Annotated in this window: 23 protein-coding genes; 7 read left to right on the top strand and 16 right to left on the bottom strand. The window is 69.7% G+C overall.

Annotated elements, in window-relative coordinates:
• Window positions 1-4 precede the first annotated feature (4 nt).
• Window positions 5-2,320 (top strand): glycoside hydrolase family 95 protein, encoded by a 2,316-nt coding sequence (locus VFF46_RS00960; RefSeq protein WP_325035038.1) that lies wholly within the window; start codon window positions 5-7, stop codon window positions 2,318-2,320.
• On the opposite strand, the gene VFF46_RS00955 is transcribed toward VFF46_RS00960, so the two are convergent.
• The 7 genes from VFF46_RS00955 to VFF46_RS00925 form a co-directional block, all read right to left on the bottom strand.
• A complete protein-coding gene (locus VFF46_RS00955; protein WP_325035037.1) occupies window positions 2,304-2,753 on the bottom strand; it encodes an ester cyclase in 450 nt (149 codons plus the stop codon). The two genes, VFF46_RS00960 and VFF46_RS00955, sit on opposite strands and share 17 nt — an antisense overlap.
• A gap of 91 nt (window positions 2,754-2,844) precedes the next feature.
• Window positions 2,845-3,282, bottom strand: a complete 438-nt coding sequence (locus VFF46_RS00950) for a hypothetical protein (RefSeq protein ID WP_325035036.1) — start codon at window positions 3,280-3,282, stop codon at window positions 2,845-2,847.
• Between the two features lie 77 nt (window positions 3,283-3,359).
• Window positions 3,360-4,016 carry an alpha-ketoglutarate-dependent dioxygenase AlkB gene (locus tag VFF46_RS00945; RefSeq protein WP_325035035.1) on the bottom strand — a complete coding sequence of 219 codons (657 nt, stop codon included), beginning with the start codon at window positions 4,014-4,016 and terminating at the stop codon, window positions 3,360-3,362.
• Window positions 4,013-4,597 (bottom strand): hypothetical protein, encoded by a 585-nt coding sequence (locus tag VFF46_RS00940; protein ID WP_325035034.1) that lies wholly within the window; start codon window positions 4,595-4,597, stop codon window positions 4,013-4,015. The genes VFF46_RS00945 and VFF46_RS00940 overlap by 4 nt, the downstream gene beginning before the upstream one ends.
• On the bottom strand, window positions 4,594-5,172 hold the full coding sequence (locus VFF46_RS00935) for a methylated-DNA--[protein]-cysteine S-methyltransferase (RefSeq protein WP_325035033.1): 579 nt from the start codon (window positions 5,170-5,172) through the stop codon (window positions 4,594-4,596). Before VFF46_RS00935 ends, VFF46_RS00940 begins: the two co-directional genes overlap by 4 nt.
• Window positions 5,169-5,663 (bottom strand): sigma-70 family RNA polymerase sigma factor, encoded by a 495-nt coding sequence (locus VFF46_RS00930; RefSeq protein WP_325035032.1) that lies wholly within the window; start codon window positions 5,661-5,663, stop codon window positions 5,169-5,171. Before VFF46_RS00930 ends, VFF46_RS00935 begins: the two co-directional genes overlap by 4 nt.
• A 46-nt stretch (window positions 5,664-5,709) precedes the next feature.
• Window positions 5,710-6,624 carry a LysR family transcriptional regulator gene (locus VFF46_RS00925; protein ID WP_325035031.1) on the bottom strand — a complete coding sequence of 305 codons (915 nt, stop codon included), beginning with the start codon at window positions 6,622-6,624 and terminating at the stop codon, window positions 5,710-5,712.
• Window positions 6,625-6,757: 133 nt separating this feature from the next.
• On the opposite strand from VFF46_RS00925, the gene VFF46_RS00920 reads away from it, so the two are divergent.
• Both VFF46_RS00920 and VFF46_RS00915 read left to right on the top strand, forming a co-directional pair.
• Window positions 6,758-7,507 carry an SDR family oxidoreductase gene (locus VFF46_RS00920; RefSeq protein ID WP_325035030.1) on the top strand — a complete coding sequence of 250 codons (750 nt, stop codon included), beginning with the start codon at window positions 6,758-6,760 and terminating at the stop codon, window positions 7,505-7,507.
• A gap of 27 nt (window positions 7,508-7,534) precedes the next feature.
• Entirely contained in the window at window positions 7,535-8,473 is a 939-nt protein-coding gene (locus tag VFF46_RS00915; RefSeq protein ID WP_325035029.1) for an alpha/beta hydrolase, read from the top strand.
• Window positions 8,474-8,483: 10 nt separating this feature from the next.
• On the opposite strand, the gene VFF46_RS00910 is transcribed toward VFF46_RS00915, so the two are convergent.
• Together VFF46_RS00910 and VFF46_RS00905 are read right to left on the bottom strand one after the other, a co-directional pair.
• Complete coding sequence (locus tag VFF46_RS00910) at window positions 8,484-9,320, bottom strand: SDR family NAD(P)-dependent oxidoreductase (protein WP_325035028.1); 837 nt, start codon at window positions 9,318-9,320, stop codon at window positions 8,484-8,486.
• Window positions 9,321-9,339: 19 nt separating this feature from the next.
• A complete protein-coding gene (locus VFF46_RS00905; protein WP_325035027.1) occupies window positions 9,340-10,017 on the bottom strand; it encodes a peroxiredoxin-like family protein in 678 nt (225 codons plus the stop codon).
• Window positions 10,018-10,157: 140 nt separating this feature from the next.
• Between VFF46_RS00905 and VFF46_RS00900 the strand changes: the two genes are divergently transcribed.
• Window positions 10,158-10,811: a TetR/AcrR family transcriptional regulator gene (locus VFF46_RS00900; RefSeq protein ID WP_325035026.1), complete on the top strand. Its 654-nt coding sequence runs from the start codon at window positions 10,158-10,160 to the stop codon at window positions 10,809-10,811.
• A gap of 14 nt (window positions 10,812-10,825) precedes the next feature.
• Here the strand turns inward: VFF46_RS00900 and VFF46_RS00895 are convergent, their stop codons facing one another.
• A complete protein-coding gene (locus VFF46_RS00895; RefSeq protein ID WP_325035025.1) occupies window positions 10,826-13,603 on the bottom strand; it encodes a helix-turn-helix transcriptional regulator in 2,778 nt (925 codons plus the stop codon).
• A gap of 124 nt (window positions 13,604-13,727) precedes the next feature.
• On the opposite strand from VFF46_RS00895, the gene VFF46_RS00890 reads away from it, so the two are divergent.
• Together VFF46_RS00890 and VFF46_RS00885 are read left to right on the top strand one after the other, a co-directional pair.
• The gene (locus tag VFF46_RS00890) at window positions 13,728-14,420 is read left to right on the top strand and encodes an alpha/beta hydrolase (protein ID WP_325035024.1); all 693 of its coding nucleotides are present in this window, start codon (window positions 13,728-13,730) and stop codon (window positions 14,418-14,420) included.
• Between the two features lie 9 nt (window positions 14,421-14,429).
• Window positions 14,430-15,242, top strand: a complete 813-nt coding sequence (locus VFF46_RS00885; RefSeq protein ID WP_325035023.1) for an alpha/beta hydrolase — start codon at window positions 14,430-14,432, stop codon at window positions 15,240-15,242.
• An 11-nt stretch (window positions 15,243-15,253) separates the two neighbouring features.
• On the opposite strand, the gene VFF46_RS00880 is transcribed toward VFF46_RS00885, so the two are convergent.
• The 6 genes from VFF46_RS00880 to VFF46_RS00855 form a co-directional block, all read right to left on the bottom strand.
• A complete protein-coding gene (locus tag VFF46_RS00880; protein WP_325035022.1) occupies window positions 15,254-16,030 on the bottom strand; it encodes a phytanoyl-CoA dioxygenase family protein in 777 nt (258 codons plus the stop codon).
• A 26-nt stretch (window positions 16,031-16,056) separates the two neighbouring features.
• Window positions 16,057-17,148, bottom strand: coding sequence for a glycoside hydrolase family 172 protein (locus VFF46_RS00875; RefSeq protein WP_325035021.1), 1,092 nt, complete (start codon window positions 17,146-17,148; stop codon window positions 16,057-16,059).
• A gap of 20 nt (window positions 17,149-17,168) precedes the next feature.
• A complete protein-coding gene (locus VFF46_RS00870) occupies window positions 17,169-17,999 on the bottom strand; it encodes a carbohydrate ABC transporter permease (protein WP_325035020.1) in 831 nt (276 codons plus the stop codon).
• Between the two features lies 1 nt (window position 18,000).
• A complete protein-coding gene (locus VFF46_RS00865) occupies window positions 18,001-18,882 on the bottom strand; it encodes a sugar ABC transporter permease (RefSeq protein WP_325035019.1) in 882 nt (293 codons plus the stop codon).
• On the bottom strand, window positions 18,879-20,180 hold the full coding sequence (locus VFF46_RS00860) for an ABC transporter substrate-binding protein (protein WP_325035018.1): 1,302 nt from the start codon (window positions 20,178-20,180) through the stop codon (window positions 18,879-18,881). Before VFF46_RS00860 ends, VFF46_RS00865 begins: the two co-directional genes overlap by 4 nt.
• Before the next feature lie 85 nt (window positions 20,181-20,265).
• Window positions 20,266-21,288, bottom strand: a complete 1,023-nt coding sequence (locus VFF46_RS00855; protein ID WP_325035017.1) for a LacI family DNA-binding transcriptional regulator — start codon at window positions 21,286-21,288, stop codon at window positions 20,266-20,268.
• A gap of 220 nt (window positions 21,289-21,508) precedes the next feature.
• Between VFF46_RS00855 and VFF46_RS00850 the strand changes: the two genes are divergently transcribed.
• On the top strand, window positions 21,509-22,239 hold a 731-nt coding region (locus tag VFF46_RS00850), incomplete at its 3' end, for an alpha/beta fold hydrolase (RefSeq protein WP_325035016.1).

Below are 22,239 nucleotides of genomic sequence, written 5' to 3'. Positions count from 1 at the left end.
CCTCATGCTGAAGCTGTGGTACGACGAACCCGGGAGTCGCTGGTTCGAGGCACTGCCGATCGGCAACGGCCGTCTCGGCGGCATGGTGTACGGCGGAGCGCCGGCCGAGCGGATCGACCTGTCCGAGTCGACCGTCTGGTCCGGCGGGCCGTCGGCCGTCGACCTCAGCCCAACCGCGCGGGAGCAGGTGCCGAACGTACGGAAACTGCTCCTCGCGGGTGAGTATGCCCAGGCCCAGCAGGCAGCCGAGCAACTGCTGGGCACCAGGGCCTCCTTCGGCACGAACCTGCCGCTGCCGCACCTGTCGCTGACCTTCACCCACGGTACGGCGACCGGCTACCGGCGGACGTTGAGCCTCGACGAGGGGCTGGTCTCGATCCGGTACGACGCCGACGGGATCGAGTACACCCGCGAGGTGCTGGCGTCCCACCCGCACGGCGTGATCGCCGTACGGCTCACGACCTCCCGCCCCGGCGCCCTCGGCTTCACGGCCGGGCTCGACGGATCGGTGTTTCCGGGGCAGACCGGTCACGGGATCAGCTTCCGCGGCCGGGCAGTCGAATCGCTGCACAGCGACGGCGGCACCGGTGCCCAGGTCGAGGTCCGCGTCGAGGTCGTGGCGGTCGGCGGGACGACGCTGCTCACGGACGGCCGGTGCGAGGTTGCAGGTGCCGACTCCGCCGTACTGTTCGTTGCTGTCGGCACCGATTGGGAGGGCGCGGATCCGGGTGGCCGGGTCGACGAACTGCTGGCCGCTGCCGTCGAAGCCGGGTACGACGAGCTCCGGGCCGCGCACCTCGCGGACCACGCGCGCCTGATGCGCCGGGTCACGTTGGACCTCGGCGGCGGGCAGGACGACGTACCGACGGATCGACGCCGCGAACGGCTGGCGGCCGGGGAACGCGACGACGGGCTGCTGGCGCTGTACTTCCAGTACGGCCGCTACCTGACGATCGCCGGATCGCGCGCGGACTCGCCGCTGTCCCTCGCCCTGCAAGGGTTGTGGAACGACGGCCTGGCCAGCAGCGCCTCGTGGAGCAACGACTTCCACCTGGACGTGAACACCCAGCAGAACTACTGGGCCGCCGAATCCGCCAACCTTGCGGAGTGCCACACGCCCCTGTTCCGCTTCCTCGAACGCCTGGCCGAGGCGGGCCGGTCGACCGCGTCCCAGCTGTACGACGCGCGCGGATGGGTCGCGCATACCGTGACGAACGCGTGGGGTTACACGGCTCCGGGCACCGCGCTCGGCTGGGGCGTGAACGTCACCGGAGGGTTCTGGCTCGCCACGCACCTCTGGGAGCACTACGAGTACAGCGGCGACATCAGCTTTCTACGAGCTGCCTACCCCGTGCTGCGCGACGCGGCGCTGTTCCTCCTCGACTACCTCAGCGAGGACCCGGCCACTGGGGAGCTCGTGGCCGGCCCGTCCGAGTCACCCGAGAACTGGTACGTCGCACCCGACGGCACTCGCTGTTCCGTTGCCATGGGCAACACGGTCGACCGGGTCTTCGCCGCCGCGATCCTGCGCGACTGTGCGACCGCCGGCGCGATCCTCGGAACCGACGCCGACCTGCGGCAACGGATCGCGTCAGCGCTGGCCCGGCTGTCGCCGTACCGCGTCGGGCGGCACGGGCAGCTCCAGGAGTGGCTTCACGACTTCGACGAGGCCGACCCCGCCCACCGGCACACCTCCCACCTGTGCGCGTTGTACCCCGAACGCCAGATCACACCACGCACGACGCCGGAGCTGGCCCGAGCGGCCGAGGTCACCATCGAACGCCGCCAGAACGCGCCCGGTTGGGAGCAGACCGAATGGGTCGAAGCCAACTTCGCGCTCTTCCACGCCCGCCTCCTCAACGGTGACAAGGCGCTGGCCCATCTCACCAGCCTCATCACCGACGCAAGCGAGGCGAACCTGCTGAGCTACTCGGTCGGCGGCGTCGCCGGAGCAGCCCAGAACATCTACTCCTTCGACGGCAACGCCGGAGGCACCGCGGCCGTCGCCGAGCTGCTGCTCCAGTCGTCGACCGACGAAGTCGAGCTACTCCCCGCGCTGCCGACCGCCTGGCTGAACGGTTCGGTCAGCGGCCTCCGCGCCCGCGGTGGTCTCACCGTCGACATCACCTGGGCGAACGGCCGGCTGACCGAGGCGACCGTCCACCCGTCGCACACCGCGACCCACAACCTCCGGTACGGCGACGAGGTCGTGGAGGTGACCTCGTCGGCGGGGTCACCGGTGCGGGTGCTGCCTGACGACGCTGCAGGCCGCGAGAATCGCCATGGCCTGCGGATCTCCGGGTCTACTCGGACGGGATGATGCCCAGTTGCTGGAGGACCTTCACGCCGTCGTCGAGGCCGATCTCCTCGGCGATGCGGCCGTCGACGACCTTGAGGACGGTCGTGCCGGTGAAGTGCATGGTCTTGCCGGAGGCGGCGGGGACCGAGCCGATCGGCAGATCGTCGAAGACGACCGGGCCGGTGTGGGTGCCCCCGCCTTCCCACTGGCCGACCACGTAGTCGCCCTCGGCGATCAGGTCGGCGGTACCCCAGAAGTTGAGGTCGGGGAACGCCGTACGGAACCGGGTCGCGAACGCCCGGACCTCGTCGCGGCCGGTCATCGGCTCGTGCAGCGAGTAGTGGAAGCGGATGTCGGCGGCGGCGAGCTCGTCGATGACGGCGGGGTTGAAGTCCTTGCCCCAGAATTCCGTGAACCAGCGCCCGACGACAGCCTTGTTCTCTTCGACCGACATGGAGTTTCTCTTTCTCTCGTGAACCTGCCGGCGAAGGTGTTCGCCGGCAGGTGGAAGACGGCCGGGAGCGGCGATTCGTGAGATGCGGGCGTCAGACCGGTACCAGGCCCAGGGTGCGGTAGAACGCGGACGAGGACGGGTCGCCGTTCGCCCGGAGCTGCGTGGCGCCGGCGTCCACGACCCGGCCGAGCGCGTGCGCCTTCATGATCGTGCCCAGGCCGCAGTGCCGAACCATCGGATTGATCCAGGTGAGGCTGTCGAACCCGACCTCACCCTCGACTCGTACGACCGACAGGCCGACGCTCCGGTCGAGGTCCCAGGCGATCGTCACCACGTCGCTCCCGCGAAACCCGAGCCTGACCATCCGCAGCTCGTCCATGATCAGGCCGAGCATGGCCGAGAACGTCCGCTCCCGGTCCGGCGACTCGCTCGTACCGATCTCGGAGACTGTGGTGAACTCCAGCTGAGTTCCCTCGAACGGGCTCTTCCCGATGATCAGTCCGTCGAGGTCGTAGAGGATCTGTTCCATGGCTCAGCGCTCCGGTCGCAGTACTCCCGGCCGCTGCCGGGCGGGGTGTAGACGTACTGCGGTGCCCGAACGTGAGATCAGTCCTTGAGGCCGGTCATTCGGAGGGTGATGTTGATCCGTCCTGCGTCGAGTCCGCAGCCGTCGGGAGCGGTGTGCGGGTGGACGCGGGTGACACCGTGGTAGGCGAGGCGGGCGGCGCCACCGAAGACGAACAGGTCGCCCGACTGCAGCCGGAGATCGGTGTACGGCTTGCCGCGATGCTCGGTGTTCCCGAAGCGGAAGGTGCAGGCGTCGCCGATGGACAGCGACACCACCGGCGCGAGGGAGCGTTCGTCCTTGTCCTGGTGCATGCCCATCCGCGCCGCGTCGTCGTAGTAGTTCACGAGTGCGGTGTCCGGGGTGTACGCCGCGACCTCGGCGTCGGCGTACCCGGTCGCACTGAGCGCGCGCCGGCCCAGGCGGATCAGCCAGTCGGGGAACGGGAGCACGCGGGCGCCGTTGACGTCGGTAGCTGCTCGCGTGTACTTGTACGGCTGCCAGTGCCAGCCCAGGCAGACCGTGCGTACTGACATCTCGTGGCCGCGGACCTTGGCGGCGCGGATCGGGACCGGGCCGGCAGCCCACTGGTTGAACTGGGTGACGATCCACGTCTGCTGGTCAAGTGTGAGCCAACCGGGGACGTGGGCCGCGCCCTCGGGGATGGTGGGTTCGGCGTCCAGAGGGAACAGCGTCATCGGTCGGCTCCTGGTGTTGCCTCGTGCCAGGGGGTCCCGTCGCGGGTGACGCCGGCGATGCCGGGGAGGTTGTGCAGGCCGACGAGGTTGAGCACGCTCGGGTCGGAGATCTCGCCGGCCAGCAGGGTGCGGGCTGGGTTCCACGGGGTCGACCAGAGGAGGCGCCGGGTCATCTGTGCCCAGCCGAGCGGCGGGCCGAGCATGATCCACACCTCGGCATCAGCCGCCGCGAACCGCCTCGCCTGCCGCAACCAGGACGCCGCTCTCTCCGGCCACGACAGCTCCAGCGCAACCTCACCACCCACCGCCTCCCAGGCCTCCACCACCGCCCGCACACCATCGACCGCCCCGCCCTCACGCCCCGCCCCCACCGCAACCACCCGAGCCCCACGCCCCCAAGCCAATTCCACCAGCGCCGAAACCTCCCGCTCGCCCACCAGGTCGGCGCCCCGCACCGCGCGCTCGCTCGCGGCACCGCTTTCCCCGAGCGAGCCGGAAGGCCGCTCGACCGGCTGTTCGGGGCTGGTTGGGCGGAGGTGTAGGAGTGGGCTGGGCTGGTGGGTGTTGTGCCAGGTGGTCATGCCGCGGCCTCCAGGGTGAGGAGGGTGGTCTTGGCGTCGATGCCGCCGACGTAGCCGCCGGGCGAGCCGTCGGTGCGGAGTACGCGGTGACAGGGTACGACGATCGGCAGCGGATTCGTCGCGCAGGCGGTGCCGACCGCGCGGACTGCCTTCGGGCTACCGACCAGCTCGGCCATCTCCTTGTAGCTACAGGTCCGGCCGTACCCGATGTCCGGCAGACGAAGCTGCACCAACTGCCGGAAACCCCGCGACAGCGACAGGTCCAGCGGTACGTCGAACACCCGCCGGCGCCGCCCGAAGTACTCCTCGACCTCCCGCGCGGCTACGTCCAGCTGCCGCGGAGACCGCAGTACCCGCGGGCTGATCTTCTCCGACAGCGACTGGAGTACGTCGTCGTGGTTCTCGACCGCGAACGCGACGCGGACCAGACCGCGCCGGGTGGCAGCGAGGAGCAGCTTGCCGAGCGGGCTGTCGACGATCGTGTAGGCCACGTCGAGCAGATCCGCCGCCAGCGCCGCGCTCTCGAGCCGGCTGTGCAGCCGGTCCAGGTCGGGCTCCCTCCGGGTATCGCTCATGGTCGTGCTCCCTTCGTGTTCGCGGCCGTCGGACAGTTCTTCCTGAGGTTGACGAGACCGTCGGCCGAGGCTCGTCGGGCCGCGTCGACGGTGCCGCCGAGGATCGCCGCGATCTCGGCGTACGGCATGCCGGCGAGGTACCGGAACGTGATCGCCTGCCGCTGCTTCGCCGGCAGCCGGCCGACGAGTTCCCACACGTCGGTGCCGCCGGGGAGTTGCACCTCGGTCGCGACCTCGGGCAGCCGCTCCACCGGTAAGGGGTTCCGCTTCGCCACGCGATGTACGTCGATCGCCTTCCGCCGCGCGATCGTGACGAGCCAGGCCTCGAGATTCGCCTGGTCTGACAGCTCCGGGTACGCGCGGAGCGCTGCCAGGAACGTCTCCGACCAGGCGTCGTCCGCGTCGTGCGTCCCGAGCAGCGCACGGCAGACCCGCAGAACGGTCGCGCCGTGCTGCGCGACCACCACTTCGAACGGCTGTTTCCTGTTCACCTCAATGGAAACGCCACAACCCCACTCTTTGTGAGGCTGATGCCCGTCAGTGCGGCGCGGCGGGTGGGTTGAAGGCCGCGACCAGGGTGGCGAGGTCGCGTTGGCGGGCGTCGGCCGGCCAAACGGCCCAGGTGCGGCGGATGATCGGGTTGCCGTCGATGGGGTGCCAGTGGACGCCTTGGGGCAGGTTGTTCGCCCACTCCGGCGGCGCCAGGGTGAACGACCTGCCGGACCGGACGGCCGCGAACTTCACCTCCGCGGTGATCGACGGCTCGCCGTCCGCCTCCGCGACCTGGTCGGTCAGACCGTGCGCCCTGAGGATCGCCGACACCTCGTCGTACCACGGCGGCGCGTCCGACCGCGGGAAGCCCAGCCAGCTCATCCCCGCCAGCCGGTCCAGCCGCACACCTGTCGCCTCGGCCAGCGACTGCGAGTGCCCGGCGTCCAGCAGCACCCCGATCGGTTCACGTACGACGAGGAAGGCGTCGAACCGCTCCCCCGCGGGCCGGTACCGGACCAGCGCCAGGTCGAGGTCGCCGGCGTCGAGCGCGGCCAGCTGCCCGGCGCTCGACGCGTGCCGGACATCGACCCGGGTCTCCGGGTACGCCGCCCGCAGTTCGACCAGCGCCGACGGCAGCACGTCGAGCGGCAGCTCCAGCGGTACGCCGACCCGGATCCGCCCGGCAACCGCCGAACCGTCACCGCCTGCCGCCATCACCTCAGCCACGGCCCCGTCGTGGGCGGCCAGAATCGCCCGGGCCCGCCGTACCAGGATGTCGCCGGCCAGGGTCGGCGTCGTACCGCTGTGGCTGCGGGTGAGTAGTTGGACGCCCAACTGGCGCTCGAGCGACTGCACCACCTGCGACAACGCCGACTGGCTCAGATGCAGACGGCGCGCCGCCGCGGACAGCCCGCCCTCCTCGGCAACGGCCACGAACGCACGCAGTTCACGGATCTCCACAGGCCGATTCTGGCCTATCAGGAGCACCGATGGCCCGCTACCGCCACCGGAGATGGCGCGGCGGATGACCGCGGAAGCCGCGCCGGTTGAGCCCACAGACAGCAGTTCGCACCAGTACTCAAGGAGACAGCAAGTGACTGCACAGCTCGACGGCTCGACCGCCCTCGTCACCGGCGGCAACAGCGGAATCGGCCGGGCCATCGCGCTCGACCTGGCCAAGCACGGCGCGCACGTGATCGTGTCCGGCCGGGACGCGGCCCGCGCGGAGGACGTCGTGGCCGCGATCCGGGAGAACGGCGGCAAGGCCGACTTCGTCGCCGCGAACCTGACCGACGAGGCCAGCGCCCGCGAACTCGCCCGCGCCGCCGCCGAGCTCGGCGGCGGACAGGTGGACATCCTGGTCAACAACGCCGGGATCTACCCGTACGGACCGACGGCCGAGACGACGCAGGACGTGTTCGAGAACGTCTACGACATCAACGTGAAGGCGCCGTACTTCCTGGTCGCCGCGGTCGCACCGCTGATGGCCGATCGGGGCAAGGGCGCGATCGTCAACATCGCCACGATGGTCGCACACTACGGCGATCCCGGGTACGCGCTCTACGGCTCCAGCAAGGCGGCGCTCCTGCTGCTTACCAAGGCCTGGGCGGCCGAGTACGGCCCGTCCGGTGTCCGCGTGAACGCGGTCAGCCCCGGCCCGACCCGTACCGAGGGCACCGCGGCGTACGGCGACGCCCTCGACAAGCTCGCCGCGACCACCCCGCACGGCCGCCCCGGCCTGCCCGAGGAGATCGCCGCCGCCGTGACCTTCCTCGTCAGCGACGACGCCGCGTACATCCACGGTGCCCAACTCCCCGTCGACGGCGGCCGCATCGCCGTCTGACCAGCCGGCCGCGGATACCTTGGTGCCATGAGGCTGACGATGAGGTTGATCATGGCGCTCGCGGCATTGCAGGGTCGGCCGATTCGATTGTCCGGGGTCGCGGCCGGCGACGACGATCCCGACAGCGTCGTGATCACCCCGGATCCGCGGCCGCGGATCCGGGGTGGGCGGCGAGCTGGGCGCGGGCACAAGGGGATCGAGTACTCCCCCGGACTGAAGATCGACGTCCTGGCGCCGGCCGGGCCCGGACCGCATCCGCTGGTGGTCTACCTGCCCGGAGGTGGTTTCGTGTCCGCGCGCCGCATGATGGCGGGCAAGCAGCGCCGGTACGTCGCCGACGCCGGGTTCGTTGTCGCGAGCATCGATTACCGCACCACGACCGTTGGCGCGACCTACCATGACGGTCTGGCCGACGTCGCCACCGCTCTCGGGTTCCTGCGTTCGCACGCCGCGGAGTACGACCTCGATCCGGACCGGGTCGCGCTCTGGGGTGAGTCGGCCGGGGCGTACCTCGCCGCGATGGCCGCCACCGATCCGGACAACCGGGTCGACGCGGTCGTCGACCTGTTCGGCGCCTCCAAGCTGGACGAGGTCGCCGCCGGGTTCGACGCCGCGATGGTGGCCGCGATCACCGGCCCGAAGTCCGCGATCCCGGCGTACGTCCTCGGCCCGGGCCGGGCGTTCGCCGACCACCCGGACGAGGTTCGGCAGGCGGACCCGGTCAGCCGCGTCACCCCCGGAACACCACCGTTCCTGCTGCTGCACGGCGACGACGACCGAATCATCGCACCGAGCCAGACAGCACGCCTCCACCAGGCACTCCGCGCCGCCGGCGTCAGCACCACCCGGTACGTCGTGAAAGGCGCCGGCCACGGCGAACTCTCGGACAACCCCGCTCCATGGACCGGCACCCAACTGATGAACCTGATCACCGACTTCCTCCACACAACCCTCATCCAGCACTAGGCCGTATCCGTCAGGCCCCGCGCACCGGTCGGGTGAGAACCCGGTTGTCCTCGTCGAGCGCCCGGAAGATCAACCACCCGTACACCTTCGTCGAGACGGGCCGTGGCATCAGGAACTTGCCCATCAGGTCCATGAACTTGTTGGGCGTCCCCACCACGACATGCCCGCGCCGGCCGAGGTTCCGGAGCGCGACGCGCGCGACTTTCTCCGGAGCCGACATCGGGACGGGCAGCCTGCGGAAGTCGATCCCGTCGGCGTTCGCGACCGCCGGGGTCGCGGTGGGACCGGGAGTCACGACGAGCAGGTCGACCCCCAGCTTCCGGTACTCGAGATTGAGGGCCTGGCCGAGTGACAGGATGTAGGCCTTCGCCGCCCCGTAGTTCGCCAGGTACGGCGCGGGGGCGGCGCCGACGGTGGACGAGACCAGGATGATCGCGCCGCGTCCGCGGTCGGCGAAGCGCCGGCCGTACTCATGGGCGAGCTGCATCGGCACGCTGGTGTTGAGCTTCAGGACGTCCAGCTCAGCCGCCAGGTCGTTGTGCAGGAACGCCCCGGCGACGAAGTTGCCGGCGTTCGGGATGACCATTCCGACGTCGAGGTGCTCGGTGCGGCGCAGCAGCTCGTCCACCGCACCGTCGGCGAACAGGTCCACGGCGACCGACTCGGTCCTGATCCGGTAGCGGCTGGTGAGTTCCTTGCCCAGAGCGTCCAGACGGTCTTTGCCTCTGGCAACGAGAACGAGGTGCAGACCACTGGCAGCCAGTTGATGCGCGAATTGTTCACCGATGCCGGAGGATGCTCCGGTCACGACGGCATACTCGCCGTAGCGTTGCGGAAGGTTGTTCATCTGAGTGACCTTTGCGGTGTCAGGCGAGGGTGCCGAGGGCGGTGATGATGTCGGACACCTCGGTGCGGGTGGTGTAGTTCGGGTGGACGTCGAGCCAGCGGAGCCGGCCAGTGGCGTCGGTCAGGAGGACGGTCGGCATCGGTACCGCGGTGGTGCCGTCGGCGTTGGTTTCGCGCAGGTCGAGCCCGAGTGATCCCTGGACCGCCCGCACCTCGTCCGTCGGTGCGGTGAGCACGCCGAGTGCGCCCGCGATCCGGTTGCCCGGGTCGGACAGCACGGTGAAGGTCAGCTCGTTCTTCTCCTGCATCGAGAGCGAGCCGTCCGGCTTCTGCGGGCTGATCGCGAGCAGCCCGATCCCCCGCTCGGCGAGTACCGGGACGAGGTCCTCCTGGTAGGCCCGCAGCGCGAGGTTGCAGTACGGGCACCACGCGCCCCGGTAGAGCACGATCACGGCAGGCGCACCGGCGAGGGCGGCGTACAGACTGGTCTGGTCCCCATGCACGTCGAGCAGCGGCACGTCCGGAACGACGGAACCGGCAGCCGCGACGCCGCCGGGAACGCCGCGCGCGTCGAGGCCGGTCTGTTCCGCACCGAAAGCCTGCAGCGCCGCCTCGGGCAGCTGCCCGGTCATCCCTTCGTGGAGCGCATGGACGCGTTCGGCGATCGTGACTCGTTCGGCGTCAGGGGTGGCGGTCATACGGGTGTCCTTTCCCGAGCGAACCGGGTGGGATCCGGTTCGGTCTCACCGTGAGACACCACCGAGCTTGCCGAGTAAAAAATGGAGTGGCAACGCCAGAATTCTAGATTGCGCACTCCAGAACCTGTACGCTCGGGAGCGTGAGCATCGGACAAGAGCGGGCGTTGACCCGCAAGGGCGCCATGACCCGGCAGCGCATCGTCCAGGCCGCTGCCGAGCTGATGCTGGAGCGGGGAATCGCGGGTACCCGGCTGGAGGACGTGCAGCTGGCGGCGGGTGTCTCGACCGGGCAGGTGTACCACTACTTCGCGGACAAGCAGGCCCTGGTCCTGGCCGTGGTCGACTTCCAGTCCGACGAGGTGCTGGACGCCCAGGAACCGCTCTTGGCTCGCCTCGACACGATGACCGGGCTCCGCGCCTGGCGGGACGCGATGGTCGAGCACCAGCGTCGCCTCCAGTGCGTCGGCGGCTGCCCGATCGGATCGCTGGGCAGCGAGCTGGCGGAGACCGATCCAGCAGGCCGGCACCGCGTGGCCGCCAGCTTCGAGCGTTGGCACGGCGGCATCCACCACGGCCTGCGACGCATGCAGGAACGCGGGGAGTTGGCCGCCGACGTCGACGTCGACGATCTCGCACTCGAAGCGCTCACCGCGCTCCAGGGCGGTCTCCTGCTGACCCAGATTCAGCGCACCACCCGTCCCCTGGCGGTCGCACTCGACGGCATCATCGCCCGCATCAGCGCCTTGCGAACCCAGGCGGGACAGCTCCGGCGTACAGGCGCGGCCGTTCGATGAGCGCGGGCTCTTCGTCAGGGAGTTTTCGGGCCGGGTGGGGTGTTGAGGTGGTTCGCGAGTTCGGTTCGGGAGCGGACGGCGAGTTTGCGGTAGATCCTGGTCAGGTTGGCCTCGACGGTCTTCACCGACATGAACAGCTGGGCGGCGGTCTCGTGGTTCGACCGGCCGGCGGCGACGAGTTCGGCGACCCGGTGCTCGGTTGCCGTGAGCAACGACGTACGGGGGGTCAGGCGGCCGGAGTCGGCCCGGGCGCGTTCGGCCCACCGCGGTACGCCGAGGTCCTCGAAGGTGGCGGCGGCCGCGTTCAGGGTCTCGACGGCGAGGCCCTTCTGGCCGGCACGGCGGTACACCTGCCCCAGCGCCAGCCGCGACCGGCCCGCCTCGAACGGGCATTCCGTGGCGTCCCGGAGCTGCCGTAGCGCGGCGATCGCCGTGTCCAGGTCGCCGCCCGCGGCGGTGAGCAAGGCCTGGCAGCGATCCGCGGCGACGGTCGCCTCCGGCCGGCCCGCCGCACCTTGACGGCGGAGCAGGGTGATGGCGGCCGCGACCTCGTCGAGCGCGCCGACCTGCAGCGCGGCATCGGCGTAGTCGACCGGCCACAGCAGCTGTTCCAGGTCCACCAGTTCGGTCGTGGCGAAGATGTCCGCGAGCTCACGCAGCGGCTCGAGCGCGGCCTGCCAGTTCCCGGCCGAGACCTCGACGAATCCGAGCTGGGCGAGGAATCCGGCCAGCCAGTAGGTGATCCCGTGCGACCGCGACTGCTCCGCCGCCTCCAGCGCGAGCCCGCGGGCCTCGTCCAGCTCGCCGGAGTACTCCGCGACCAGGATCCGCGCCAGCTGCTCCTGCAGGTTGAAGTCGTTCGCCCACGCGCCCGAACGATCCGCCTCCTCGAGCGCCTTCCGGGCGTCGGCGATCCGGGACCCGCGCACGTGGCACATGATCAGGCAGATGTACAGGCTCGACAGGTCGCCGTACCGTCCCGCCTCGACCGTCCGCCGGATGCCCTCGCGGATCCCCCGCTCCGCGGTCGGATCGTTCCAGGCCGCGTGGAACCCGTGGCCCCACACCCCCTCCGCGGCCGAGACCTCCGTACTCGCGATCAACCGTTCCAGCTGCTCGACCGTCTCCTGCCGGCGGTCCGTGATCCCCCACAGCCACTCCGCGTTCAGCCGCTGGTTCAGGGCCATCAGCTGTACGTCGGTACGCCGTACAGCTGCCGCCTCGTCGGCCGCCAGCCGGGACAGCCGCAGCGTGAGCCGGCCGTGGCCCTCCATCCGGTGGTACTCGCTGAGCTCCTGCAGGATCTCGGCCCGCACCTCGTGGCCGGCCGCCGGCGCGAGCCGGAACGCCTCCTCGGCGAGCGAGCGCGCGGCCCGCAGGTTGCCGGGCAGCCGCGCCTTCCGCAGCAGCACCTGGGCGCGCTCTTCCGCCGACGCCGCCACCGCCGACGCATTCTCCAGCGCGGCCCGCGCCGCGAGTACGTCCCCGGCACCGAGGTACGTGTCCATCGCACCGATCCAGCGCCGGAAGCTGCCCGACGCGTCGACATCGGACGGCGTCGCCAACGCCGCCGCCTCCAGCAGTTCGCCCGCCAACTGCTGAGCACCACGACTCCGCGAGATCTCGGCGGCACGTTCCAGCTCACCGGCGGCTGCCTCGTCGGGGGCGACGATCGACTGCGCGCGATGCCGGGCGCGCTCGACCGGGTCCTCGAGCTTCTCGGCCAGCATCCGGTGCGTACGCCGCCGCGCATCGGGCGCCGCCGCGTCGTACAGCGCCGACGCCAGCAGCGGATGGGTGAACGCGACCAGCGCGCCCGCCCCGACCCGCGCCACGTCCGCATCGGCCGCGGCCTCGAGCGCGGACCGCAGCCGCGTCTCCTCGACCATCCGCTGCAGCTGCGACACCGTCAGCCGCCCGGCCGCGGACACCAGCAGCAGTACGTCGCGGGCGTCCTGCGACAACAGCACCGAGACCTTCTCCCCCAGCAACCCGGCCAGGCTCGGAGGGACCGGGAAGATCGGCTCGTGGCCCTCCTGCGAACTCCAGCGCCACTTCGACAGGTCGGACTGCATCGCCAGCGCGATCATCAGCGCCAGGAACGGGTTCCCGCCGCTGGCCCGCGCCACCCCGGCGCTCATCGGCGGCGTCCACCGCAGCCCGAGCCGTTTGCGGAGCAGCTGCCCGATCGCCCAGTCCGGCAGCGGCCGCAGCTCCACCTCGCGCCGCGGCTCGACAAGCACCCGGATCAGCTCGGCCGCCGCCCCCGGATCAGGTCTCGACGCCAGTACGACGCTCAGCCGGCGCGGGTCGATCGTCCGCAGCGCGAACCCCAGACTGCCGACGCTCGCCTGATCCAGCCACTGGGCGTCGTCGACGATCAGCGTCACCGGCTCAGCGCCGTACAACTGGGTCAGCAGGCCACGGACCGCGAGTGGCACGGCCAAGGCGTCGATGTCGCCGCCTTCCGGCTCGGCGCGCTGCAACGCGACCTCCAGCGCGCGCCGCTGCGGTCCGGGCAGGCGATCGAAGACCGTCTCCGGGCACTGGCTCACCAACTCGGCCAGCCCGGCGAAGGGCAGCCCGCGGTCGAACTGCGTCGGGCCGACCGACAGCACCCTCCGCCCGCGCCGCTGGGCCAGCTGGTCGACCACCTTCAGCAGACTGCTCTTGCCGAGCCCCGGCTCGCCGATCACGACCGCGCTGCCTCCGCCGTCCACGACCTCCCTCAGCACGCCCAAGGCGTCCTCGCGGCCGAACAACCCGTACGCGGCGGCCAGCTCCTCGTCCATCAGGTCATTCTGCGGCACCCGGTCCGGCAGATCGAGGGTCCCGGTCAAGGGTTTTCCCGCCTGCCGTGAGAGCGGTCCCATCCCTACTGTCCCGAAGTACCAGACCGAACCTTGGAGGAAGATCATGAGCACCACCGGACCCGCGGTACTTCTCGTCCACGGCGGCTTCGTCGACGGCTCCGGCTGGCGCGGGGTCTACGACCGGCTCCGCGCCCAGGGCCACCGCGTCGCGATCGTCCAGAACCCGACCGTCTCCCTCGACGGCGACGTGACCGCGGTCAAGCAGGTCCTCGACGAGCTCGACGGACCGGCCGTGCTCGTCGGGCACTCGTACGGCGGCGCCGTGATCACCGCGGCCGGCACCGACGAGCGCGTCGCCGGGCTGGTGTACGTGACCGCGTTCGCGCCGGACAAGGGCGAGTCCGTGAACACCCTGATCGCCGACCCGCCGCCCGGCGCGCCGGTGCCGCCGATCCTGCCGCCGCGCGACGGCTTCCTGTTCCTCGACCGGGACAAGTTCCACGACTCGTTCGCCGGCGACCTGCCCGCCGACGAGGCCGCCTTCATGGCCGACTCCCAGGTGCCGTGGGGCCTCGAAGCCCTCGGCGGGACGATCGCGGAGGCGGCCTGGCGCAGCAAGCCGAGCTGGTACCTGGTCGCCGCCGACGACCGGATGATCCCGCCGCCGGCGCAGCGCCAGATGGCCGAGCGCGCGGGCGCCACGGTCCGCGAGGTCCCGGGCAGCCACTCGGTGTACGTGTCCCAGCCCCAGGCCGTCGCCGACCTCGTCCACACCGCCGTCGAGTCCCTGGCCTAGGAGATCACCATGGCAACGAATCTCACCCGCCGGCAGGTACTGGCGACCGGGGCCGCCGCACTGGTCGCCACCCCAGCCGCCACCGCCCAGGCCGCCACACCCCCGAAGACCAAGCCGACCATCGTGCTGGTCCACGGCGGGTACGCCGACTCGTCGTGCTGGAACAGCGTCATCGCCCAACTGCAGGACGACGGCTACACCACGATCGCCGGATCGAACCCGCTCCGCGGCATCCCCACGGACGCGCCGTACATCGGAAGTCTGCTGGACTCGATCAGCGGACCGGTCGTCCTCGTCGCACACTCCATGGGCGGCACCGTCATCACGAACGCCGCCGCCGGCAAGAGCAACGTCAAGGCACTCGTCTACATCGCGGCGTTCGTCCCCGACGTGGGCGAGACGCAGGGCGAACTCATCAACAAGTTCCCCGGCAGCGAGGTCCTGCCCGTCAGCGTGCCGGTCCCGTACACCAAACCCGACGGCACCACCGGAACCGACCTCTACCTCAGCAAGGACGGCCAGGCAGCCTTCGCCGCCGACCTCTCCACCGAGGCGTTCCGGATCCTGCAGGCCACGCAGCGACCGTTCGACGCCGACTCCTTCGCCTACCCGACCCGGGTCGCGGCCTGGCACACCATCCCCGCCTGGGGGCTGGTGGCCGGCCGCGACAAGGCCATCCCGCCGGCCTGCGAGCGCTTCATGTACAACCGTGCCAACTTCCGCAAGGTCGTCGAAGCACCCACCTCGTCGCACGTGGCGATGATCAGCCACCCTCGGACCGTGGCGAACCTGATCAAGGACGCCGCCCGGTCAACCACCTGAGGAGCTGTACGTCAGATCGGGAGGGGGTCGTAGTTGGCGCCGAAGGGGGCATCCGGCCGGGCGAACTCTCCCATCAGGGCGCGGCGCAGGGGTGTGGTGCGTTCGAGGAACTCGGGGTCGTTGGTGAAGCGGTCGGCCATCCGGACCCAGGGTGGGCTGTAGACGTAGTGGGTGGTGAAGCGGTCGTAGTCGCCGTCGTGGCGGAAGGTGCGGTGCCAGACGCCGTTGTGGAAGACGAGGGCGGCGCCGGCCTCGGCGCACACGACGTGGCCGATGGCGATGTCGCCCTTGCTCTCGCGGATCGAGTCAGGCAGGTTGACCCGCGAGCGGTGGCTGCCGGGGATCAGTTCCATGTTGCCCATGCCCGGGACGGTCTGGTCGGTGAGCAGGTACGAGACGCGGAGCTGGAGCAACGGGACCGGGTAGCCCAGGTCCTTGAAGTCGTACGCGGACGATCCGTCCTGGTGCCACCCGCCGTTCCCGGCGTGGGCCGGCTGCATGGTGTTCCAGCCGGCCTGCAGGATGAAGCGGTCGCCGAGCAGTCCCTGCACCTTCGGAAGGACGTCGGGATGGTCGATCAGCCGCTCGAGGGCCGGCTCGCTCTCGTACGTCCGGCCGATCTGGCCGAACTCGCGGTCGCGGCTCTCGTGCAGACGCTGCGACACGTCGTACGCCTCGGCGGCCTCCTCCTTGGTCAGGACGTTCGGAATCAGGAAGTAGCCCCACGACTCGAAGATGAAACGGTCGGTCTCGGTCAGCTGGCCTTTACCGACGACGGGGTCGAGCATCACGCGGTCCTTTCTCAGGGAACATGTCAGCGGGGGTGCCGGTGCTGCGGGAATGGCGGGAAGGGCGTGTGCGGGGCGGTCTGGTACCAGTAGGCGGTGGTGGCGATGTCGTCCTGGCGTTCGAAGAGGCCGTGATGCCACGCGCCGAGCTGCTGGAGGGTGATCTTGAGGCGGCTGCTGAAGTGGATCGGGTCCGGGAGGTGCCACCGGTACAGGCCGTGCATCGGCAAGGCCTCGGTGGCGAACGGGGACGCCTTCGTCCGGTCGCGGGTCGAGTGGAACGGGTACCCGCAGTACGGCGCGCTGAACGTGCGGATCTCCGGTTCCGGATCCGTGCGCAGCTCGTCCTGGAAGGCCCACGCGCCGCCCGCGTAGTCCTCCAGCCCGGTGCTGCACAACGTCGGGAACTCGTCGTCCTCGTCGACGAAGAACTTCACCTCGCCTTCTCCCCACCAGTACCTGTGCAGCGAGGTGAGCGCGACGTACGTGCCGACGTACGTCCCGCGACCTGACACCTCGTCCAGGATCACATGGTCGGTACCCAGTGGCGCCGTACCGTCGGAGTGTCGCCACTGGGCGTGGAAGTACGGCGTGTCCGCGGCGACCGCGTCGCCGAGGGTGTAGTCGACCTGGTAGAAGACCGCGGGCAGGTCGCCGGCGTGCTGACTCTCGAGGGTGATCCTGGCGGCGCCGCGGAACGGCATCGGGAAGTAGCAGTTCATCCCGCCGGTCGGTGCGACGACGATCGGCGCGGACGTGACCAGCGCGCGGGTACCGAACCCGTTGCAGAAGAAGTCCCCGAGCGGCACCTCGACGGACGGTACGGCGGAGCCGTCCCAGTACGCGCGGAGCACGAGGTCACGCAGTACGAAAGGCCCCGCGCCGGTCCGGTCGTCGACGGTCAGCCAGATGTGCCGGATCACCCCCGGCCCCTCGATCTCGGCCAGGGTGAGCGTCTCACCGGCCGGCAGCGGCAGGTACGCCGACCCCTTGCGACCCGGGCCGAGCGGGGACGCGGCGCGCGCGGCCGAGCCCGGTGCGCCGGTCGGGTTCTCGGCGTTGATCGATCGGCTGACGACACCGGCGGGCAGGACGGGGACGTTGACGGTGGAGAACAAGAAGGATTCCTCTCGAGGGGTCATTTGACGGCGCCCGCGGTCACGCCGCGGTTCAGGGTGCGCTGGAAGATCAGGAAGAAGACCAGGGTCGGGAGCAGCGACAACAGCGATCCGGCGTTCAGTACGGTGATGTCGATCGAGTGCTGGCCCCGTAGCGTCGACAACGCGATCGGTACGGTCTGTGACGACTGGTCGGAGAGCAGGACGACCGGGATGTAGAACTCGTTCCAGGTCCAGATGAAGAAGAACACGACGAGCACGGACAGCGTCGGCCGCAGGATCGGCAGCACGATCCGCCACAGGATCTGCCAGCGGCCGGCGCCGTCCATCGCGGCCGCCTCGAGGATCTCCCGCGGCACCGTCCCCATCACGCTCGCCAGCAGATAGGTGCCGAAGGCCCCTTGCAGTACGACGAACACGATCACGACCGACCACACCGTATTGAACGTGTGCGTGGCCTGTGCGCCGTAGAACAACGGATAGATGAGCGCCTCGTGCGGCAGCATCGTGGACAGCAGCAGGATCGCGAGGATCACGCCGCTCCCCCGGATCCGGCCGACGCCCATCGGGTACGCGCTGAGCAGACCGAGCGCGACACCGCCGAACGCGACCAGGGTGGAGATCAGGATCGAGTTCCACAATGCGACCGGGAAGTTCACCAGCGACAGATAGTGGCTGAAGGCATCGAAACTGAACGTCCGCGGCCAGGCGATCGGCCCGTGGCTCGAATAGTCCGGCCCGGTCTTGAAGGCGTTCAGCACCATCAGCAGGAACGGTGACGACATCACCAGCGCGATCACCCCGGCCGCGACCAGCACGAGCCAGGCCAACGGCGTACGTCGGTCCGTCATCTCAGGCCCCCCGTTCCGAGCGCCGCTGCCAACCGAGCAGTACGGCGGCCACGGCGAAGATCACGACCGCCATCACCGTCGCGATCGTCGACCCGTACCCGACCTGGGACAGCTCGAAGAAGTTCCGGTAGGCGTAGTACGACGGCACCAGCGTCGATCCCTCCGGCCCGCCGCCGGTGAGGATCAGGATCGGCGCGAAGACCTTCAGGGCCGCCACGGTCGCGGTCAGCACCACGATGAAGATCTCCGGCCGTACGGTCGGCAGCGTGATCGCGCGGAACTGCCGCCACCACCCGGCGCCGTCGAGCGCGGCCGCCTCGTACAGCTCGGGATCGACCCGGGACAGCGCGGCCATGAAGATCACCAGCGGGTACCCCAGCTGCAGCCAGACCAGCATCAGCATCACGGAGTAGAGCGCGAGGTCCGGGGAACCCAGCCAGTCCGGCGGGTCGCTGATGCCGACCGAGTGCAGGAACGTGTTGATCGAGCCGCTGCTCGGGTCGAGGATCCAGCTCCAGATGAACCCGGCCACCGCGATCGGCAGGATCTGCGGAAGGTAGTACGTCGCCCGCAGGAAACTCGCGGCCCGCGGGCCGAACCGCTTGCCGAGGAAGTCGACCAGCATCGCCGCGAGCAGGATGCCCAGACCGGTCGGGATCACCACGATCGCGACGATCATGAAGACCGAGTTGCGGAACGACAGCCAGAAGTTCGCGTCGTGCAACAGGTCGATGTAGTTGCCGAGGCCGTTCCAGCGCAACGGGGCGATCCCGCCCTTCCAGCGGAAGAAGCTCAGGACCACGTTCGCCGCGAACGGTACGGCGACCACCGCGGTGAACCCGACACCGATCGGTAGCAGGTACCACCAATAGCCACGCTTCATCGTTTCGTACCGTCGTCGTAGAACTTCTGCAGCGCGTCGAGGTACTGCGCCGCCGTCTCGTTGCGGTTCGACATGGCCTGCATGTGGGTCTGGATGAAGTCGAGGAATCCCGGCACCGGGTAGTCCGGATAGAACGAGAGCGTGTCGGCCTTCACCAGCTGGTCGAAGCGCGCGGTGAACTGCCGGGTGACCGGATCGGTGATCGTCGCGGTGTCACCGGCCAGCGGAAGGCCACCCTTCTGCCCGATCAGGTTCTGTACTTCCGGGCTCAACGTCGTGTTGATCCAGTCGTAGGCGAGCTCCTTGTTCTTGGCCTTGGCCGGCACACCCCACAGGTGACCGGACGACCCCATCGACAGCTGCGCCCCGGGCAGCGTGAAGTAGCCCCACCCGAACTTCGCGTCCTTGCGGATCCGGGCGAACTCACCGTTGTTCCAGATCAGCATCGCCGCCTTGCCGCTGAGGAAGTTCACCGTGGCCTGCTCGAACGACAGCCCGCCGAGCTTGTCCCCGACGTACCCCTTGTCGATCCACTGCTGGAACTTCTCGGTGCCTTCCTTCCACGGACCGCTGTGGAAGTCGACCGGGCTCTTCACGAACATGAAGTCGTCGACCTGCTGCCGGGTCGCCGCCGCCGAGACCAGCGAGTACCAGATCCACATCTGGTTGAAGCCCTGGCTGGTGTTCGCCGAGCTCGAGATCGGGATCTGCCCGGCCGCCTTCAGCTTGTCCATCGCGGCTTCGAACTCCGCGAGACTCGTCGGCACTTTGGTGATTCCGGCCTGCTGGAACTTCGCTTTGTTGTAGTAGAACATCACGTACTCGCCGATGTTCGGTACGCCGTACCACTCGCCGGACCCGGCGTGACCGTTGTCGTCGTACTTCGCGAACGCCGCCATCGCGCCGGTGACCTTCTTGTCCCAGCCGTACTTCGTGACCTGGTCCGTCAGCGGTTCCAGCAGACCCTGCGCGGCGAGCTGCCCGCCGTCCGCGTTGCCCTTGTTGAACTCGACGACGTCCGGTACGTCGTTGCCCGCGAGCGTGATCTTCGCGTTCTGGCGGAACGCGTCGAAGCTGGTCTGCTGGAACTCGACCTTCACGTCCGGATGCTTGGCCTTGAAGAGCTCGAGCGCCTTCTGCCACCCCTGTCCCTGGGCGGACGTCGGGTCCTCGTACTGCACGATCTTGAACGTCTTGCTCGAGTCCCCCGCGGTACCGCCGCCGCACGCGGTGACGGACGCGGCGGCCAGGGCCGCGACGGCGGCGATGACACAGGCTCTGCGCGAGATTGATGGCATGTCAGTCTCCTTGTGAACTGTCAACAGGCGTGACTGGTCGATCCGCCGGCCGGAGAAGGCCGCGGACAGTGGGATATGAGATGGATCAGCCGATCCCTGGTGGACCGACGGACGAACGCTCGACGATCGGGCACGGCATCAGTCGGTGAACCGGTGCCGGTCCGGCGGTACCACGGCTGCGGGCGATGGCCTGTTCGGCCGCCCACTCCCCCATGGCACGGTGCGGGAGCTGGATCGTGGTCAGCCCGGGAAGGATGCTGTCGGCAATGAACTGGTGGTTGTCGAACCCGACCACCGACAGGTCCCGCGGGATCTCCAGCCCGAGTTGCTGGGCGACCTGGTAGAAGCCCATCGCGAGCTGGTCCGAGAAGCAGAACACCGCGGTCGGCCGATCGGGCCGTCGCAGCATCTCCAGTGCGGGCACCCGGCCCGCCGCCGCACTCGGGTCCGCCGCGTCGACGACGAGCGAAGGATCGACCTCGATCCCGGCGTCACGCAGGGCGTGCTCGTAGCCGGTACGGCGGAGTTCACGGGCGACGAACATCGCGTCGGCGACGTTGCAGAACGCGATCCGCCGATGCCCGGCGGCGATCAGCCGCTCGGTGGCCGCCCGCGCGCCGCCGGCCTCGTCGGGCACCACCCAGTCGGCGTCGCCGTCCTTGGGCCGCCCGTCCAGGACGACGATCGGCAACGAGCTCGGCACCATCGGCAGGGCGACCTCGCGATGGAACTCGGCCGCGACGATCAGTGCCTCGATGTTGCGCTGCAGCAGGGCCCGGGTCGCGGGCCCCTCGACCTCCGGGTGGCCGACCGTGTCGATCAGCATCAGCAGGTAGCCCTCCTCGGCGGCCGCCAGCTGCGCACCGGCCAGCATCTGACCCGCGAACGGGATCGAGGCCACCCCGTCCGAGACCAGCCCGATGGTCAGCGACTGCTTGGTCTTCAGCCCCCGGGCCAGCAGGTTCGGGACGTACCCGAGCTCGGCGGCCACCGCCCGGATCCGCTCCGCCACGTCCGAACGCACCCGGCCCTGCCCGCGGTCGTTGAGCACCAGCGACACCGAGGACGCCGACACGCCGACCTGCTCGGCGATATCACGCAACGTCACCATAACCGTCCCTGCCAGCCCTGTCCGTCAAACGATTGCCGTTCCCCGCTGACGAGAGCTTGAATCCGTCAAACGCGTTGACGCAACCCCTGTGCCAAGGCTTCTGGACTAGTACTTTCGGTCAGGTTCGGGACCAGCCGTGCGTGTGATGTGCCGCGGCCCGCCGGTGGGCAGAGTGGGGGCGGTCAGGGAACGTGTGTCGGCTGGAGGGAAGGTTCGGATGCGAAGGGGCTTGGCCATCATCGCCGGGGTTGCCGTTGTGGCGGCCGCGGCGGTCGCGGGGGTTTCGCAGGCGCAGCTGTCGAGTGCTGCTCAAACGGGGCAAGCGGACACGATCAAGTGGGGTGAGTGTGACAAGGACGTCGGCGACGGGCTTCCGGTGCCGCCGGGGATGCAATGCGGGACGCTGAAGGTGCCGCTCGACTACGAGCATCCCGACGGCCGACAGATCGACATCGCCGTCTCCCGGCTGCCGAGCAAGAACCCGGAGAAGCGTCGCGGCATCCTGCTGACCAACCCGGGCGGTCCGAGCCCGGGCATCGGGTACCTCGCGCTGCTCGTCGCGGTGAAGATGCCGCAGAGTGTGCTCGACAGCTACGACCTGATCGGGATGGACCCGCGTGGCATGGGCCGGAGTACGCCGGTCAAGTGCAACCTCACGGACGAGCAGCTGCTCTTCGGCAACATCCCGCCGTACGCGAAGAATGCTGCCGACGTCGCCCAGCGGGCCGAGCAGTCGCGACAGATCGCGAAGCAGTGCGCGACGTCCGCGAGCGCCTGGATGCTGCCGTACGTGAGCGCCGCGAACACTGCCCGCGACCTGGACCGGATCCGGGCCGCGCTGGGTGAGCCGAAGATCTCGTACCTCGGGGCGTCCTGGGGCACGTACCTCGGTGCGGTCTACACGACCATGTTCCCGGAGCGCAGCGACCGGATCGTGCTCGACAGCAA

The sequence above is a fragment of the Kribbella sp. genome (genome assembly GCF_035655035.1).
Lineage (GTDB): Bacteria > Actinomycetota > Actinomycetes > Propionibacteriales > Kribbellaceae > Kribbella.
Note: the sequence above shows the minus strand (reverse complement) of the source record. Positions and strands in the feature narration are given on the sequence as shown.